The organism is Actinomadura sp. 7K507 (assembly GCF_004348425.1).
In the GTDB taxonomy this organism is placed as follows: Bacteria; Actinomycetota; Actinomycetes; order Streptosporangiales; family Streptosporangiaceae; genus Spirillospora.
Genome location: NZ_SMKK01000050.1, coordinates 1 through 17,321 on the forward strand (window position 1 = coordinate 1; position 17,321 = coordinate 17,321).

The following is a 17,321-nucleotide window of genomic DNA, read 5'->3' on the forward strand; positions in this document are numbered from 1 at the left end:
CCGTGGTCACGGCCGCCGCCCGCCCGACCCCGCGCGCCGACGCCTACACCAGCGCCAGCACGGGCGCCCACACGGGCTCCCACACGGGCGCCCGCACGATCCCCAGCGCGCCGCTCGGCCCCGACACGCTGCTGTGGCGCCACGCCGCCGACATGCGCTCCCTCCTCCCCGGCGCCGCCGCCGGGCTGATGCAGCTCATGCACCCCGGCATCGGCGCGGGCGTCAACGAGCACTCCGCCTTCTTCGACGCGCCGTTCGACCGGATCCACCGCTCCATCCCGCAGATCTGGGCGACAATCCTCACCCCGGACGGCGACTCCCGCGCCCGCACCATCCGCGACCTGCACCGCGCCATCGGCGGCGTCGACGAGCACGCGCGCCGCTATCACGCCCTGGAACCCGAGACGTTCTGGTGGGCGCACGCCACGTTCACCTGGGAGATCTTCAAAGCGGCCGAGACGTTCCACCCCGGCACCCTCACCGCCGAGGACCACGAGCAGATGTACGCCGAAACCGTCACCTGGTACTCCCGCTACGGCGTCAGCATGCGTCCCGTCCCCGCCGACTACGCGTCCTTCCAGTCCAAGTTCTGGCACGTCTGCACCAAGCAGCTCGAACTGACCCCGGCCGCCGCCCGCGCCCTGGAGATCGCCAAGCACGGCTCGGACACCATCGCCGTCCTGCCCGTCGGCGGCCCGCGCCTCGACCGCGCCGGACGCCTCGTCATCGAACGTCCCCTGCGCCTGCTCACCTTCGGCTGCCTGCCCACGATCGTCCGGCAGCGCTTCGACATCCCCTGGACGCCGCTCGACCAGGCCCAGTTCGCCGCCCTCGCCATGGCCAACCGGCAGGGCTACCGCATGATGCCGACCGGCATCAACCACTGGGCCCTGCGCAGCATGCTCCGCTACATCGGCGCCCACACCCGCCGCGAGAGGTACCAGCCCGCGGCCTGAGCACCGGCCGTCAGCCCGCCGGAGCGGCCGCCTGCTCGGCCAGCCGGGGGCGCAGGGCCCGGCAGGCGGCGAGGACCCGGTTCACGTCGTCGTCGCTCAACCCCGCGTGGGCGGAGAGACGGACGAGAGTGCGTCCCACCGAGGCGGTGGGCGGGAACAGCGCCGCGCTGAAGATGTCGCGGACCGCCAGGGCGTCGCGCATGAGCGTCGCGTCGGCCTCCGAGCCCGCCTCCAGCGCGATGATCTGCGAGTCGGACTCCACGAGCCGGTAGCCCAGCTCGGCCAGGCCGTCGCGCAGGCGCCGCGTGACGACGCGCAGCCGCTCGCGGCGGCGGCCGCCCTCCCGCACGACCCTCAGCGCCGCGGCGAGGCCCGCGACGTCGTGCGGCAGCAGCGTGGAGCTGAACACGGCCGGGAGCGCGGTATGGACGAAGTAGTCCGCGAAGCCGGGACGGTCGCAGGCGATCAGGCCCGCGCGTCCGGGCAGGGCCTTGGCGAGGCTCGCGGTGCGGAAGTCGACACGGCCGGTGAGCCCGAGTTCGGCGACGAGGCCGTCCCCGTGGGCGCCGTGCGTGCCGAGCGAGTGCGACTCGTCCACCACCAGGAGGCAGTCGTACGCCTTGGCCACCTCCACCAGTCCGGGCAGCGGGCACACCGTGCCGTCGGTGCTGTAGACGGCGTCCACGGCGATCACTCCGGAGCCGCCCACCTCGATGCGGCGGCGCAGGTGGCCGAGGTCGTTGTGGCGGAAGTAGGCGAGCTCCGCGCCGGCCGTCCGCGCCCCCTCCCACAGCGACATGTGGGCGAGGGCGTCCAGGTAGACCGGGACGTCCGGCCCGGCGACCACCTGCATGAGCCCGGTGTTGGCCGCCCAGCCCGACGGGCACAGCACGCCGGCCCGCGCGCCCATGTGCCGGGCGAACTCCGCGCCGAGGGCGATCTGCGGGTGGTCGTCGGGCAGGCACGGGCCCGGGACCGGCACCGCGCCGTCCCCCGCCCGCAGGCTGGCGATCATGGCGTCGGCGATGGCCGGATGCTCGGCGAGGGCGAGATAGTCGCTACACGTCAGTAGGATCGTCCGGTTGCCCAGGGTCTTGGCGGTCGGCGGACGGCGTCCGCCCCTGGTGCCCCGGAAGCGGCTGATGCGTTCGCCCAGCCGCTGGTGAGCGCTGGTCATGGCCGTCACTCTCCCCCATCATGCGATCGTCACACGGTGTAGCGGATCCCAATCATAGTGTGAAAAGAATCTAAGGTGTCAGTCAAAGACCGCGCTCCGCGCAAGAAAATTTCCTGCTCCGGAATGAACCATTCCGTTCCTGTGATGATCGCCGGGGGCCGGCGCGCGGGTGATCGCGGCGGCGAAGGTACCACCGGCGTTCGCGGAGATCAGGCCTGCCGGTCGCATACTCTTCAGCCAGGTAGCCGAACAATGAGGTGTGAACACGATCGCCGCCGGCGCTGAATCCGCGGCGCCCGCCAAGCTCCCCGATCTTGGCGGACGCGCCGGGCCCCTGCCCCGCATCCCGCGGGTCCGCCGGGCCCGCTGGGCCGTGGCCGGGATCCTGCTGGCCTGCGGTGTCACCGCGGCGCTGGTGACGGCCGGGCCGCTGCGCCCGGCCCTGTCGGCGTTCGGCCAGATGCGCTGGGCGTTCCTGCCCGTCCTCCTCCTGCTCTGCGTGCTGCACTTCGTCAGCTCCGCGGTGGCGCTGCGCGCCGCGTCCGGTCGGCCGATCCCGCTGTACCAGACGACGCTGACGCAGTTCACCGCCTCGGCCGCCAACCGCGTCACCCCGGGCGGTCTCGGCGCCGTGGCGGTCAACACCCGCTATCTCGTCTGCCGCGGGCTCCCGCTCCCCCAGGCCGCGGTCACCGTCGCCGCCGTGCAGGTGGCGGGCGTGCCCGCGGACCTGCTGCTGCTGGGGGCGGTCATCGGCCTCGGCGGCGGCAACGGCCAGTTGCTGGACGCGCTGGGCCGGCACGCCGCTCACGCCGCCGGCCTCGTCCCGCCCGTCCCGCTGCTCATCGGCGCCGGGGTGCTGCTCCTGGCCGCCCTGCTGTGGGGGCGCCGCGTGCTGCGCTCCGAGGCGGTCGGACGGGCCGTCGCCGGGATCGCCGACCTGTGCCGCCGCCCGCGCGACCTCGGGGTGGTCCTCGCCGGATCCGCCGCGACCACGCTCGTGCTCGGCCTGGCGTTCGCGCTCAGCGCCTTCGCGGTGCCCGGGACGGGCGTGGGGCCGGGCGACGTCCTCGCGCTCGTGGCCGCCTACCTGGTGGGGGCGGCGGCGGGCTCGGCGGTGCCGTCCCCGGGCGGCGTCGGTTCCACCGAGGCCGCCCTCGTCGGAGCGCTCGTCGCCCTGGGCATCGCCGCCGGCCCGGCCCTGCACGCCGTCCTGCTGTTCCGGGCCGTCACCTTCTGGGCACCCGTCCCGGTGGGGTTGCTCGCCTGCCGGACGCTGCGCCGGTGAGCGCCTTTACGTTGTAGATCATTAGATGTGGAAGACGTCCTTGGCGTTGCCCGACAGGAACGCCTCCCTCGCCCCGTCGGGGAGCTCCAGATCGTCCAGGCCCTTGAGGGCCCGCTCCGCCGTCATCATCGGGAAGTTCGTGCCGAACAGGACCTTGTGCTGCCTGTCCTGAACCATGTACCGGACGAGCTCAGGCGGATACCTCCGCACCGTGTAGGCGGACGTGTCGATGTAGACGTTCGGGTGCTTGCGGCACACCGCGACCATCTCCTCCGTCCACGGATAGCCGATGTGCCCGCCGACGATGACGAGTTCCGGGAAGTCGAGCGCGACCTGGTCGATGTAGGGGATCGGCCGTCCCGTCTCACTCGGACGCAGCGGGCCCGTGTGGCCGACCTGCGTGCAGAAGGGGATGCCCAGCTCCACGCATTCGGCGAACAACGGGTAGTAGCGCCTGTCGGTGGGCGGCAGCTCCCACAGCCACGGCACCACTCGCAGACCCTTGAACCCCAGTTCGCGCACGCACCGCCTCAGTTCCCGGACGGCGTCCATGGGCTTGCGCAGGTCCACTGACGCGACGCCCTCCAGGCGCCCCGGCGGGGCCTGTCCGACGAACGAGGCGACCTCGTCGTTGCTCACCAGGGCACCCTCGGGGCCGTACCAAGCGCTGATGAGCCCGACGTCCACTCCCCCGGCGTCCATGGCGCCGACCGTCATCTCGACCGGCACCTCCTCCTCCGGAGGCTTCTGCCCGGTCCACCGCCACAGCGAATCCAGCATCTCGTGCTGGAGGAACCGCACCGTCCCGTGCTGCATCCACGCGTCAATCACCATGATTACCTCCCACCGACCGCCATGCGGCCTCGCTAAGCGACGCGACCTGGACGTCGTCCGGCTCTGGGCTCTGGCCGTTCAGCCACAGCCGGCTCAGCTCCTGCGCGGGCCCGAGCCACAGCACGAACGCCGTCACGACGTCCACGTCGATCAACGCCCCGTGCCGTACCTGGACGCGCCACCAGCTGCGGACCTCACGGAAGAACGACCGGTTGCGATCGGCCAGCCCGGCGCTTCCGGACGGACGTTCCGTGAACATGAACCTCGCCCGCTCGGGATGCTCCCTGCACCACCGCACATGAAACGCCACCACCCCTGGCACCGCCCCGCGCGCGCTGTCATGCGCCCGAAGCTCTTCCAGGAAGGCGTCCTGATACATCGCGAGGCACTCGATGAACAGCGCCTCGGCGACCTGCTCCTTGCCCGCGAAGTGGTGGTAGAAGCTGCCCACGCTCACGCCGCTCGCCGCCCGGAGGCTGCTGAGGGTCGTCCCGGCGACCCCGCCGCGCCCGAACAGCTCCAGCGCCGCGCGCAGCACCTTGTCCCGACCGACCTCGTTCACGGAACATTATTTTGGCACCCTAGAACAATGTTCTGTCAACCCGGCCATGGCCGACTGCTAGCCTGATGCCCATGTCCAGCCCCGAGTCGGATAGACGCTGACTCCCGGGCGACCCCCGATCGAGCGGGTCGCCTGACGCGGGCTGTCTCGCCTTTGACCCGATCCCCCACGCGATCACGCGTGCGGATCGTCGTCTCCGCCGTTCCGTGACGACGCCGGACGGCCGTACAGGCACAGCCCCCGACCGATCAGACGACCTGTTCGCCGACTCGGGAGTCCCCCATGCCTTTCGCCGTCTACGTCCTCGCCCTGGCCGTGTTCGCCCAGGGCACCTCGGAGTTCATGCTGGCCGGCCTGGTGCCGGGCATCGCCGCCGACCTGCACGTGTCCATCCCCGCGGCCGGGATGCTCACCTCCGCGTTCGCCGTCGGCATGGTGGTCGGCGCGCCCGCGATGGCGCTCCTGACCCGCCGATGGCCGCGCCGCCGCGCCCTCCTGGTGTTCCTGGGCGCCTTCATCGCCGTCCACGTCATCGGCGCGCTCGCCACGAACTACGCGCTGCTGCTCGCGACCCGCGTGGCCGCCGCCCTCGCCAACGCCGGATTCTGGGCCGTGGCCCTGGCCACCGCGGCCGCGCTGGCCGCCCCCGCCGCCCGCGCCCGCGCCATGTCCGTCGTCGTCGGCGGCGTCACTGTCGCATGCGTCGCCGGTGTCCCGGCGGGCGCGCTCCTCGGCGGACACTGGGGATGGAGGGCCTCGTTCTGGGCCGTCGCCATCGTCTCGGTGCCCGCGCTCATCGCGATCGCCAGGACGATCCCGGAGGAACAGCCGTCCGCCGCGAGCGCGCTCGGGGAACTGCGCGCCCTGGCCGACGGGCGCCTCGTCCTCACCCTCACCGTGAACGCGCTCTTCCAGGGAGCGACGTTCTGCACCTTCATCTACCTCGCGCCGCTGGCCACGAACGTCGCCGGCATCGGCTCCGCCTGGGTGCCGGCCTTGCTCGCGCTCTTCGGCGCGGGGTCCTTCGCGGGCGTCACCATCGGCGGGCGGATCGCCGACGCGCATCCGGCCGCGCTCATCACGACCGGCATGACGGCGCTCGCCGCCGGGTGGGCCGTCCTCGCGCTGACGGCCGGGAACCCGGCGGCGGTGATCGTGCTCGTGTTCGTCCAGGGCATGGTCGCGTTCGGCACCGGGCCCGCGCTGATCGCGCGCGTGCTGGACCGGGGCGCCGCGGCGCCGACGCTGGCCGGAGGCTTCGCGACCGCCGCGTTCAACGTGGGCGCCGCGGCCGGCCCGTGGCTCGGCGGCATCGCGATCGGCGCGGGCCTCGGCTACCGCTCGCCCGTCTGGGTGAGCGCGGCGCTCATGGCCCTCGCGCTCGCCGTCACGCGTCTGCCCGCAGGCCGGTCCGGGCGGGGTTCTTCACGGCGGTCTTGGCGGAGGCGGTCATCGCGGGCAGGTAGCCGAGGCGGTGGCCGCGCGCGGTCGGGTGGTAGGACGACTCGATCGGGATCGTCACCGCGTTGAGCCAGTCGTCACCGGAGCACAGCTCGTGCCCGGAGAACTCGTCCCGCACATCGGACCAGGTGAACCCGGCGCGGCCCGCGGCCTGGCGGGTCACCCCGGCCAGCGTGTCGGCGGCCCCGTTGAGGGCCGTGCGCTTGGCGTTGCTCAGCCCCACGCACCAGTCGACGATCGTGTACAGGCGCGGGTAGCCGAGCACCACCACGCGCGCGGACGGCGCCCTGGACCGGATCTTCGAGTACAGCGAGTCGAGGCGGCCCGGCAGGGTGTCCCTCATGTAGCCCTCGGCCTGCGCCACCCTGTTCTGGCACGTCGAGGTCGAGTTCAGCACGCACGTCTGCATGACGTCGCTGAAGCCGGCGTCGTTGCCGCCGGCCGTGACGCTCACGAGCGTCGTGGAGGACCCGAGCGCGCCGAGCTGCCCGCTGGCGACGCTCGTGGTCGTCGCCCCCGAGCAGGCGACGAACTTGAACGACTCCGTGGCGTTCGCCGACGCCCACAGGTTCGCGTAGGCGTTGGCGCTGCGCTTGCACGCCCCGCTGTCCGGGTCGTAGCTTCCGGCCCCCGTGCCGGACGAGTAGGAATCCCCGAGTGCGACATAGTGGGGCCCGGCCGCGTAGGCGGCCCCGGACCACACCATTGAACCGGCGGCGAGAGTCACCGCACCGAAAGCGGACAGAAGGGGGCGAGATAGACGCATCTGCACTCCGGAGCGACGTATCGAATTGTGACGCCCGCCTTATACCCGCCCCACCATTCCCTCAAGCCCCTGATCTGATCAACAACATTTGTCATGATTTGCGACCAAAATCCACGACTCTCACCAATCAAGTCCTGTCAAGACCCAAAATAGCCAACCATTAATTCTTGAACCCCAACAGCCCCAGAAACCCCACAAGCCTCTTCTTATATGGCGTTCTTCGCACTCCAGGCGCCGGTGACGGCCGTGCGTTCTCCGCGGACCCGGAGAGTCTCGCCGAACCTGCGCTGACGCTTGGGAAGGCCGTGAACCAGCATGATCTCCCGGGCCGCCACCTCCTCGGCGATATCGAGAAGGCCCCGCCGGTCGGCGTGGGCCGAAAGCCGCATCGTCTCGACCCGTGCGTGGACGGGGACGGTGACCGCGCCGTCGTGATCGGGCAGCGTGAAAGTACCGCCCGTTGCGGCGAGGTCGAGCAGCGCCCGGCCCGGCGATTCCTCGTCCTGGTAGCCGGATATGAACAGCGCGCCACCCGGCTCGGGCAGGATCCTGCGAGCCCACTGGACGGCGGGGCCGCCGTTCAGCATGCCCGAGGTGGAAATGACGACCCCGGTCCGGAAGGAGTCGAGTTCGGCGGGTCGGTCGGCGACGGCGGTGGCGCCCTCGAAGATCCGCAGGCGCGGGTTCAGCGTCTCGAACACGCGGGCCAGCTCGGCGGCCATGCCGTCCACGCGGACCGGAACCTCGGGCAGCAGCCGCCGCAGGATCAGCGCGATCTCCTGGGCGCGCCCGAGTGCGAACGCGGGGATCAGCACCCGGCCGCCGCCCTGGTGGATCTCGGCGACGGCGCGCACCAGCCGGTCCACGCCCGCGTCGCGCCGGTCGTGGTCATCGGTACAGCAGGTGGACTCCATGACCAGGAGGTCGGCGGCGCGAGCGGCCTCCGGGACGGCGTAACCGCCGACGGTCTCCTGCCGGAAGCCGGAGATGTCGCCGGTGACGACGGCACGGCGGTCCCCGGCTCGGACCACCACCGCCGGCCGCGCCGAGGATGTGCCCGGACGGGAACAGCTCGACGGTCAGCGCGCCGATCCGGCGGGGGACGCCGAACGCCAGTTCCTCGCAGCGACCGGCCGCGGCCTCGGCGTCCCGCCGGCCGTAGAGGACCTCGGCGCCGGCGCCCCAGCGGGCCAGGCGGCGTTCCCCGGCCGCCGCCACCTTGGCCGTGTCCGTCCACATCACCGGCATGAGCGCCACGGTCTCCGGCGTGCCGAGCACGCGCAGGTCCGGGCGCCGGGCGACGAGGGCGGGGACGTAGCCGCAGTGATCGTTGTGGGCGTGGGTGACGACCACCGCGTCCAGCCGCCCGTCCAGGGCCTGATCGATACCGCGGGGCGGCTCGGCGCGGTCGCCGGGCCTGAGCCCGGCGTCGATCAGGATCCGGGTGCCGCCGGCCTCGACGAGGACGCAGGACCCGCCGATGTGGGTGTCGCCGCCGAGCGGGACGACCCGCAGGCCGAGTTCCGCGGTCACCGAGACCGGCGGCGGGGCTGGGTCCACGATGGCGCGCAGCACCGAAAGGATCTCACCGGGGTCACGGCGGGCGGCCCGGGCCGCGGCGGCCAGGTGCGCGCTGCGGTGCTCAGCGGGCGGTGCCGGACCGGAACCGGCGTTACTGCGTGGATCGCGGGCCTCGGCGTCCTCGGCCGGGCGCGGCGGCGGTTGCTCGAGCGCGCCGAGGAGCGCGGCGGCCAGGCCGCGCGGCTCGCTCCAGCTCCGCCGCTCGATCCCGAGCCGCCGGGTCAGGTCCTCTGCGCGTTCCTCCTGTTCGGCGAGCGCCTCGCGGGTGTCGTCGAGCAGCCGCCTGACCTCGCGCACGTCGCGCTGCGCGTATTCCAAGCGCCCCTGCGAGGTCCTGAGCCGTTTCCGCAGGTCGTCGATCTTGCGGGCGGCGCGGCCGGCCTCCCGGCTCGCGCGGTCCGCGGCCCGGTCGCGGCGTTCGATCCACGTCAGCCCGGCCTCGACGACCGCGCCGTCGGGATGGAGCAGGACGACGGCCAGCGCACGGGCCTCGTCCCCGGCGCCCGCCTCCGTCAGCCGTGCGGCCGCCCGGCGGCGCAGCGCAGGGGACCGCGCGAGCGCCGACAGCAGCATCGGGGTGTGCTCCTCGACCAGGAGACCGGGGTCGGGCCGGAGGCGGACGGCGGGCGGACGGTCGAGCACCGCGAGCGCGACAGCGCGCAGGACGGGACCGAGCGCCTCCTCGGCGACGGCGGGCTCGGTGAGGGTCACGTGCCCTCCGCCCAGCGAGTCACCTCGGCGAGGACCGGCTCGCACGCCAGCGCCCCGTCCCCCGGCTCCAGCGCGCCGAGTACCAGCAGCGCCTCCACCAGGTCGTGCGCGCTGTCGTAGCCGTGATCGCGCAGGTCGCCGGGCATGAGCCCCGCCGTCCCCTCCTCGCCGTAGAGGGTGAGGAGGGTGGCGAGGTCCTCGGGGGTGTCGCGGGCGTCGTCGCCGACCAGGGTCAGCCAAGCGGCGGCCAGGCACGGGTCGGCCCGCACTCCGGTATCGCTGAGGAACATCTCAGGTTTGCCACGCACCTGCCGCAGCACGTTCTCCAGCACGTGGTCACGGTCGCCGCCGTGCTCGGCGAACGCGGTGACGACCCGTCCGACCAGCGCGGGCCAGCCGCCCGTGCGCCGGACCAGCTCGCGCTGCCCGGCGTCGTCGGGGAACCCGAGGGAGTCCTCCAGCATCCACTGCCGGATCGCCGGCGGGTCGAAACGCCGCAGTGGCACCAGCTCGACGTCGTCGTCGCCCGCGTACCGGAGCCACGCCGCGGACGACGCGGGCCCGGCGACGAGCACGACGGCGAGCGTCCCCTCGCCCGACCGGTCGGCGACCGCCTCGCGCGCCTCCGCGAACCGCCGTTCGAACTGGTCGCCGTCGCGCACCGCGTGCAGGTCGGCGACGATCACGTCGTGGCCGGGGTGGCGGCGGGCGCGCAGCACCCGGCTCGCGAACGTCCCCTCCCCCGGCCGGACGACCCCGATGCGCAGGTCGGACCGGTCGGACGGCATCGCCTCCAGCGACGCGACGACCCGCTCGGCGTGCAGGGCCGACGAACCCGCCACCAGGTGGACGAGACGGCCGGGACGCAGCAGCCCGGTGATCTGCCCGATGCTGAGGGGCGCGCGGTCAGGGCCTTCCTTGTGCGCCATCCGGTAGGAGTGCGCGTCGAAGTGGTCGGGCTCGTCGAAGTCGCCCGCGTTCTCCAGCGCGTTCTCGACCTCGCGGGCGCCGCCGAGCAGCCGCAGGACGTGCGGGGTGCGCAACCGGTACCTGTCCTCGTCCACGCCGAGCACGCCCAGGTTGACGCATTCGGCGAGCAGGCTGCGGAAGTCGTCGCCGCTGCAGTCCTTGAAGCCCTTCGCCCACCAGTAGCGGCACTCCTCGCGAAGCTCCTTCACGCTGAGGGACGCGTCGGCGCCGTCGCCGAGCGCGTGCAGCGCGACGGTGTAGGCGATGACCTTGTACCGCTTGTCCAGGTTCAGCGTCCATTCGAACCGGTCCTGGAAGCCGCGGACGAGCTTCTGGTCGCGCCACACCTCCGCCACGTCCTCGCCGGTGATCCCGTACGGGAGCGGCCGCGGCGTCTCCCGCAGGCGGGCGAGCAGTTTCTCGGCGAACAGCTGGACCAGGGCGGGGGCGTTGTTCGCCTCGGCGATCACGCGGGCGGCGAGCGTCTCGGGGAACACGAACCCGAGCGTGGCGAGCGGCCGGACGAGCAGGTCGAAAGCGTCCTGCGGCTCCAGTGGGCCGATCGCGATGGGCTCGCCCAGCTGCGCCAGAGGCTGGTTGGGCAGGCTGTGGAACCGGGCGGTCTGGTGCAGTCCCGCCCATACCACCTTGACGCGGCGGCCCGTGTCCTCCATGAGGGTGCGCAGCGCGGTGACGTCCTCGAAGCGGCCGCGCTCGGCGTCCTGATTGAGGAAGCTGTCGGCCTCGTCCAGCAGGATCAGGAGCTGCCGGTTCCCGTCGGCGTCGGCCCAGGCGCGCACCGCCTCGACCACCTGGTCGCGGCTCGCCAGCCCCGAACGCATCACGCCCGCCTTCGCGAGCCGGTCGCCGAGCTTCGGCCACAGCGACATCGACCGGACCTTCCCGACCGTCTGGATGTTCTCCAGGATCACCGTGCGGTTCGGGTCGGAGTCCAGGTCGCGTTCGGCCTTGCGCAGCAGCGCCGACTTGCCGAGCTGCCGCCCGCCGAACACGAACGACGGCCCCATCCGGTCGGTCACCTTGCGGACCTGCTCGGATCGTCCGTAGAACATCTCCTCCGGCACGTCCCCGGCCGGCGTGTAGGGGTTGGTGGCCGTGAACGGCGCCAGCAGCGCGACCGAGACCGACCAGTCCTGCGGCCGGCACGCCAGGTAGGCGATGGCCGCGTCGTCCAGGACGCCGGCGACCGGCGCGGGACGGCCGCGAGCGGCACGGCCAAGCTCTTCCCGGTCGCCCGCGGACAGGACGCCGAAGTAGAACACGAGTACCGTCTCGCCCTCCGGCTGGCCACTGAGGAGGTCGACTAGCTGCTGCGGCGCGGGGCGTCCCCAGAGCAGCAGCAGGCGCAGCCGCTCACCCGACGGGCTCTTCTGCGAGCCGAACGCGGGAAGCAGTGCCCCGCCCACCGAGCCGACGTGCCGGACATCGTCGATCCCGATCCACATCCGCTCGGGGGCCTGGTCGGCGTCGGTCTGCGTCCCCTCCAGCCCGATCATCTTGAGGACCGCTCCGATCAGCGACCGCATGTTCCCGGCCGTCTTCGCCTGGCCGTCCCGGAGGTTGAGCCACTTGCGCAACCCCTCCCCCGCGACCCGGCGGGACGCCTCACGCATCGCGGCGATGTCGATGCCGGCACCGCTGAGCAGGTCGTCCAGGCCCGGGTCGGCGACGCCCTGGCCGGCGATCAAGGCGTTCTTCAGCTCGTCGATGTACCCGCTGCTCTCCTGCTTGCGGGCGCGTTTCCCGGTCACCACCGACCGGCGGTGGAACACGTCCGGGAATGCCGGGTAGAAGCGCCCGAAATCAGTCTCTTCCGACTTTTCGGGAAGGTGCTTGCCGGCCTTCAGCTGGGCGAGGAACTCCCGCGCGGTCGTCAGGTCACCGGCCTCGATGTGCCACTCGATGCGCTGGACGTCCGCAGCGCGGAGGCCGCCCGCCTGCTCGGTGAGGACGGCGCGCTGGTCGGCGACGGCGGCCTCGCTCTGCGACCTCAACCGCGCGGCGAGTGCGTCGAGCTCCCCGCCGATCCGGTCGTAGTCGTGCCGATCGGCACTGCGAAGCCGCCGCACCGTCTCCTCGGCCTCGCGCTCCTGGCCTTCTGTGAGCAGCCCGTCCCGCCTGGACGTCGCGATCATGTCGCGGATGCTCTCGACGCGCCCGTCCCTTTCCGCCCGGGCGTCCCGGACGAGGTCGTCCCGGCGTGCCCGCAGCCGCGCCGCGGTCACGGGGTCGGGCGCCTGGAGGACGGAGATGACCGCCTGCGTGCCCCGGTGGTCGAGCCGTGCGGCACGTGCCTCGAACACGGCCGCCCAGTCGGGCGGCCCGGCGATCGCCACGGACACCAGTCCCTCCAGGCCGACCTCGCCGTCCAGTTTCAGCGTGTGCGGGTCGAGCGATACGCCGGCGGGCAGCAGGTCCCGGTTGAGGACGCGGGCCGGCGGCGGCTCGGCCCCGGGCAGCTCCCGGCCGTCCAACAGAGTGAACACGCTCGCCAGCAGGGACCGTGCGGCCTGCGCGGCCGCCTCCCCCGCGGTCTCCGCCGTCGCGGCGAGCGCCACGTCGATCTCCTGGCGCCGCCCGCTGACCGCCTCCCGCAGCTGACGCAGCGGCCCCGCCCGCCAGTCACGCTCCCCGGCCCCGGTGTCGCCGCCCTCCTTGACCGCGGCCGCCCACCGCCCGGCGGTGTCGAGCGCCTCGTCGATCCACTCGTGCAGCCTGGCCCGCGCCTTCGCGATGATCGGCTTGCCCTTCTTTGGACCGTTGACCCGTTTGTCGGTCGCGTCGATCAGCCGGTCGACGCGGTCGCCGCCACGCAGCCGGACGACCTCCGCCGCGACGTCCCCTGCCCGTGCCGGATCGTCCTGCGCGGCCGGCTTCAGCAGGTCGTGGATTTCCCTGCCGTCCTGGAGCAGCGCCTTCCACACCTCGGTCGCACGGGCCAGTTTGTTGGTGCGATGCGGCGCCTGGTCCAGCAGCCGCTCCGCCTCCCTCGACGCCGCCCGCCGCGCCTCGGCGACTCTCGCGGCGCCCCGGATCCAGCCGTCGGTTCCGGGACCGAGATACAGCCCCGCGCGCGCAGCCCGCGCGAAGGCCTCCCCGCACTCCTTCAGTACGTCATGGCCGGACACGACGACGTTGAGGCTCTCGGTGAGGCGCGCCGCCTCCGGATACACCAGCCCGGCCCTGATCGCCGAGGCCCACGCCAGAAGCCCGCCGGCCGGATCGTGCGCCAGCGCCTTGGCGTCCAGCTCACCGGACTTGATCGCGAACTCGGCCGACAGCGGCCCGGCGAACACCGCCATCTCCGTCGCGAGCGCCGCGCACCAACGCGCGTTCACCTCCGCGTCGCCTCGTCCCGCGGCCTTCCTGAGCCACCCGGCGAGGCCGAGCCGCCCGTCCCGCAGCGCGGCGGCCTCCGCCTCCACCGACACGGGCGGCTCGCTCTCCCCGGACTCACCGTCACGGCCGGCATGCTCCGGAGGCGTCCGCGGCTCCTCCCCGGCGGGTTCGGCGGACGGGCTCGGCATCGTGGCGTCCGGCTCGTTGCCGCCCGGCTCGTCGTCATCCGGGAGCGCCCGTTCAAGAAAGGCGTCGAGGGAGGACAGGTCGACCTCGTCGGCAAGCGCCTCGTCCTCGTTCCGAGGTCCGCGCTCCGGGACGGCGGCCGCAACGGCTTCAGCCTCCGGGGCCTTCCGGGGGACGGGGACGTCCACGACATCGGGGACCTCCTCCTGCACGGTCGGCCCGCCCACCAAGGGCGGGGCCACGACCTCGCCCGTGACGTCCGCGACCGAGAGCCGGCCCATCAACGCGACATCGATCAGGCCATGCCAGCCGGCCGGCAGTTCGGCGCGCGCCCGTTCGGCCAGGGCCGGGCCGCGTGCCTGCTCTCCCTTGTCGGCCATCACGTCGATGAGTTCGGCCAGGACCGCGAGCCCGAGGCCGCCGTCGTCGCCGGGCGCCGCCCGCCGCACCTCCTCCAGCAGCCCGGCCACGAACTCCGGTCCTTCGATGCCACGCAACGCGAGGGCCCGCCCCCTCCGCCGCCCGGTCTCCACGGCGGCCGCGAGCGCGGACAGTTCCGCGACGTGATCCCCCGGAAGCGCGGCATCGATCCGTGCCCTGATTCCGTCGAAATCCGCCACCACCCCCTGGATGAGGGCGAGGTCGCCGTCATCCGGGCGGCGCCCCTCCCGCAGGCTCCCTGCGGTGCTCTCTGCCGCGTCGGCCGCGTCCGGGAACCGGCCGCGCAGCTCGTCCAGCGCGGTCGCCAGTTCCTCGGGCCGAGAGGCGGTGACGGTCCCTACCGGGCCTCGCTGCGCCACTTCCCGCAACTCCAGAAAAGTGACGGGGCGTTCGGGCAACTCCGGATACTCCTCCTGGCACGCCGCCCACATGGCCCGCGCGCCGGGCATCCGCCCGGCGGGCTCCGCCGCCAGCAGGCCGAGCGCGACCACGGCGAGCGGGCGGCCCTCCCTGACCACCCGGACCAGGCCCCAGCGCGCGACCGTCTCGGGGGCCTCCCAGGCCAGCAGTGTCCGCAGACGGGGCGCCCGTGCGAGGACGTCAGCGGCGGTGCCCGCGTCGAGAAGCGCCACGCAATCGTCCGCGTCGAGCCCGTCGGCGTTCACGAAGCCGTGGCCAAAGACGCCGCCGATGAGGGACCGCAAATTGGTCCGCTGCCTCGTCGTCCCGTGACGCATGCTGCGCAGCACCTGTTCGGGCCCGCCTGGTGGGATCTTCTTCGCACCTCCGAGGCGTACGGCCTCCAGAACCGCGCGAACCAGTTCCTGCGGGCTCATCCGCAGGAGGTCCCGCATGTCCGCGGCGGATACCGCCGCCAGCGCCACTTCCTCAAGCTCGGCCAGCCCGGCGCCACATTCCACGAGAGGCCCGAAAGGCGCCGCCCCCTCATGGCACCCTTCAGACCGAGAACCTTGCCCCATCCTGGATCGCCCGCTCTCTCTCACCACCACCACACCCCTGTGCAGCCGGTGACGCGAGCGTAACCCAGAACATAGGATTTCTTCCATCAATGTGCAAAGTTTGTGTTGATCAAATTAACAACCATAGTCGTTGATCGTGTGTAAACCTGTGTGCGGCTCTGGACGTCCCATGCACCAGGCGCGTCGGCTCCCCCGCGCATCCGCTGCCACCGCGACGACGAAGGGCGGGCCCTCCGCGTGCACGTTCCACCAGCGCACCGCCATGGCGGACGGGCATGACGACGAGCAAGCCACTGACCTCGCGCGACCCCGAAAGGCTCGGTGGCTACCGGCTGCTGGGACGGCTGGGCGAGGGTGGCCAGGGTGTCGTCTACCTCGCCGAGAACGACGGCGGCCGTCGAGTCGCCCTGAAGGTCCTGCACGACCGCGGCGGCTCCCGTGACGCGTTCCTCAAGGAGATCTCGGCCGCCCGCAAGGTCGCGTCCTTCTGCACAGCCGAGATCCTCCAGGTCGGCGAGGACGACGGCCTGCAGTACGTGGTCACCGAGTTCATCGACGGCCCATCCCTCCGCGAACTCGTCCAGGAGGACGGCACGCAAGGCGGCCCCTCGCTCTACCGCCTCGCGATCGGCACGGCGACCGCGCTCGCCGCGATCCACCAGTCGGGCGTAGTGCACCGCGACTTCAAGCCGGGCAACGTCCTGGTCGGCCCGGACGGCCCCCGAGTCATCGACTTCGGCGTGGCCCGCTCCCTGGACGCCACCGTGACCGCGACGAGCTCCGTGATAGGCACACCCTCCTACATGGCCCCGGAACAACTCGCGGGCGACACGGTGGGGCCCGCCGCCGACGTATTCGCCTGGGGCGCGACCATCGCCTACGCCGCGAACGGCCGCCCGCCCTACGGCCAGGACACGATCCCCGCCGTCATGAACCGCATCATGAAGGGCAAGCCAGACCTCGGCGGCCTCGCCGGCCCGCTCCGCGACCTCGTCACCCAGGCTCTGCACAAGGACGCCGCCAAGCGCCCCCGCAGCCGCGATATCCTTCTCCACCTCCTGGAACGCGCGCAAAGCCCCATCGCCGCTCCGGAGGCCCTCGCCCAAGGCCGCGCCCTGGCGATGGCGGACGACGATGCCCTCACTATCCGGTTCGCCACGCTCAGGCTCCCAACCGAACCGACACGCCGTCCCACAACTCGCCGCAGGCTCATCCTGGTCAGCATGGCGGCAGCGGTCATGCTCATCGTCGTCGCAGCGGCGCTGGCAGTCAGATCCCATCTCGGCGCCGGTACGTCATCGACCGCCAAGCCAAGGCCCGAGGAATCACGGGCAGCCGCAGCGCCTGGGACGGCGAGTCCGCCTCCATCTGCGCCCCCCCACCACCTCCACCACGGTGGAAGCCGCCGTCAATCAGGCGATCGCCTCCCACAAGACCGCCGCGTTCTCCGCAACTGGCGCGATAGCCCAAGGAGACGATTCCTTCGTCGCCCGTGGTTGGCTGGACTATCAATCAGAGCAGACCACCAATTACGACCTGACCGTGCGCAGCCGCGACGGAGACGGCGTTACCGGCGTCTCCGCACCCGCACAGGTATTCCTCATCGGGAGATGCATCTATCTCGGGAAAACTCCGCAGCACTGCCAGCTCGAGCCGGGCGTCAATGAGAGACGTGACCTCGACCCTCACATATGGCTGGCCAGGGAGGCCCGCTGGGTCAGTTCCCCAGGCAATATCTTCGCACTCCTGCGCCACTCGACGTCACTCGAACGGAAGGCAGAGGCGAAGACGGTGACCTATCGAGGCGTAGCACGCCTCGAGCCCCTCGCCGCGGGACCGGGAGCCCCCTTCTACAGCCAGTATTCGGCCGACGGCACCAAGCTGACCTACACCTTGGTGACCAGCCTGGACCATCTGCCCCAGCGCCTCGACATCGAACTCGCGGTCGAACTCGAGCCGGCCAGCATCGTGCGCTCGCTCTATTCCGTCACATACCGATCATGGGGAGAGGGAACCCGGATCGATGCCCCCACACTGACCCGGCGATAA

The 17,321-nt window shown here is 72.3% G+C and carries 11 protein-coding genes and 1 pseudogene; 5 read left to right on the top strand and 7 right to left on the bottom strand.

Annotation, left to right across the window (positions count from 1 at the left end):
• The coding region (locus E1285_RS13865) for an oxygenase MpaB family protein (RefSeq protein WP_347814078.1) at positions 1–956 on the top strand (956 nt) is incomplete at its 5' end.
• 10 nt (positions 957–966) lie between these two features.
• Here the strand turns inward: E1285_RS13865 and cqsA are convergent.
• Complete coding sequence (cqsA, locus tag E1285_RS13870) at positions 967–2,133, bottom strand: alpha-hydroxyketone-type quorum-sensing autoinducer synthase (protein ID WP_132151910.1); 1,167 nt, start codon at positions 2,131–2,133, stop codon at positions 967–969.
• Between the two features lie 259 nt (positions 2,134–2,392).
• Here cqsA and E1285_RS13875 point away from each other — a divergent pair, with 259 nt between their 5' ends.
• On the top strand, positions 2,393–3,421 hold the full coding sequence (locus E1285_RS13875) for a YbhN family protein (protein WP_132151912.1): 1,029 nt from the start codon (positions 2,393–2,395) through the stop codon (positions 3,419–3,421).
• A gap of 21 nt (positions 3,422–3,442) precedes the next feature.
• On the opposite strand, the gene E1285_RS13880 is transcribed toward E1285_RS13875, so the two are convergent.
• Together E1285_RS13880 and E1285_RS13885 are read right to left on the bottom strand one after the other, a co-directional pair.
• Positions 3,443–4,255: an amidohydrolase family protein gene (locus E1285_RS13880; protein ID WP_132151914.1), complete on the bottom strand. Its 813-nt coding sequence runs from the start codon at positions 4,253–4,255 to the stop codon at positions 3,443–3,445.
• Positions 4,245–4,817: a TetR/AcrR family transcriptional regulator gene (locus tag E1285_RS13885; RefSeq protein ID WP_132151916.1), complete on the bottom strand. Its 573-nt coding sequence runs from the start codon at positions 4,815–4,817 to the stop codon at positions 4,245–4,247. The genes E1285_RS13880 and E1285_RS13885 overlap by 11 nt, the downstream gene beginning before the upstream one ends.
• Before the next feature lie 282 nt (positions 4,818–5,099).
• On the opposite strand from E1285_RS13885, the gene E1285_RS13890 reads away from it, so the two are divergent.
• Entirely contained in the window at positions 5,100–6,347 is a 1,248-nt protein-coding gene (locus E1285_RS13890) for a Cmx/CmrA family chloramphenicol efflux MFS transporter (RefSeq protein WP_132151918.1), read from the top strand.
• Here E1285_RS13890 and E1285_RS47315 read toward each other — a convergent pair.
• From E1285_RS47315 to E1285_RS13910, 4 genes and pseudogenes are all read right to left on the bottom strand, one after another.
• Positions 6,346–7,044, bottom strand: a pseudogene (locus E1285_RS47315) (SGNH/GDSL hydrolase family protein); the annotation flags it as partial. The gene E1285_RS13890 and the pseudogene E1285_RS47315 overlap by 2 nt on opposite strands.
• A 206-nt stretch (positions 7,045–7,250) precedes the next feature.
• Complete coding sequence (locus E1285_RS13900) at positions 7,251–7,958, bottom strand: MBL fold metallo-hydrolase RNA specificity domain-containing protein (RefSeq protein WP_165966606.1); 708 nt, start codon at positions 7,956–7,958, stop codon at positions 7,251–7,253.
• Positions 7,933–9,336 (bottom strand): MBL fold metallo-hydrolase, encoded by a 1,404-nt coding sequence (locus E1285_RS13905; RefSeq protein ID WP_132151922.1) that lies wholly within the window; start codon positions 9,334–9,336, stop codon positions 7,933–7,935. The genes E1285_RS13900 and E1285_RS13905 overlap by 26 nt, the downstream gene beginning before the upstream one ends.
• A complete protein-coding gene (locus E1285_RS13910) occupies positions 9,333–15,212 on the bottom strand; it encodes a hypothetical protein (RefSeq protein ID WP_132151924.1) in 5,880 nt (1,959 codons plus the stop codon). The genes E1285_RS13905 and E1285_RS13910 overlap by 4 nt, the downstream gene beginning before the upstream one ends.
• Before the next feature lie 335 nt (positions 15,213–15,547).
• On the opposite strand from E1285_RS13910, the gene E1285_RS13915 reads away from it, so the two are divergent.
• Together E1285_RS13915 and E1285_RS13920 are read left to right on the top strand one after the other, a co-directional pair.
• The gene (locus tag E1285_RS13915) at positions 15,548–16,939 is read left to right on the top strand and encodes a serine/threonine-protein kinase (protein ID WP_132151926.1); all 1,392 of its coding nucleotides are present in this window, start codon (positions 15,548–15,550) and stop codon (positions 16,937–16,939) included.
• Positions 16,940–17,063: 124 nt separating this feature from the next.
• Complete coding sequence (locus tag E1285_RS13920; protein WP_132151928.1) at positions 17,064–17,321, top strand: hypothetical protein; 258 nt, start codon at positions 17,064–17,066, stop codon at positions 17,319–17,321.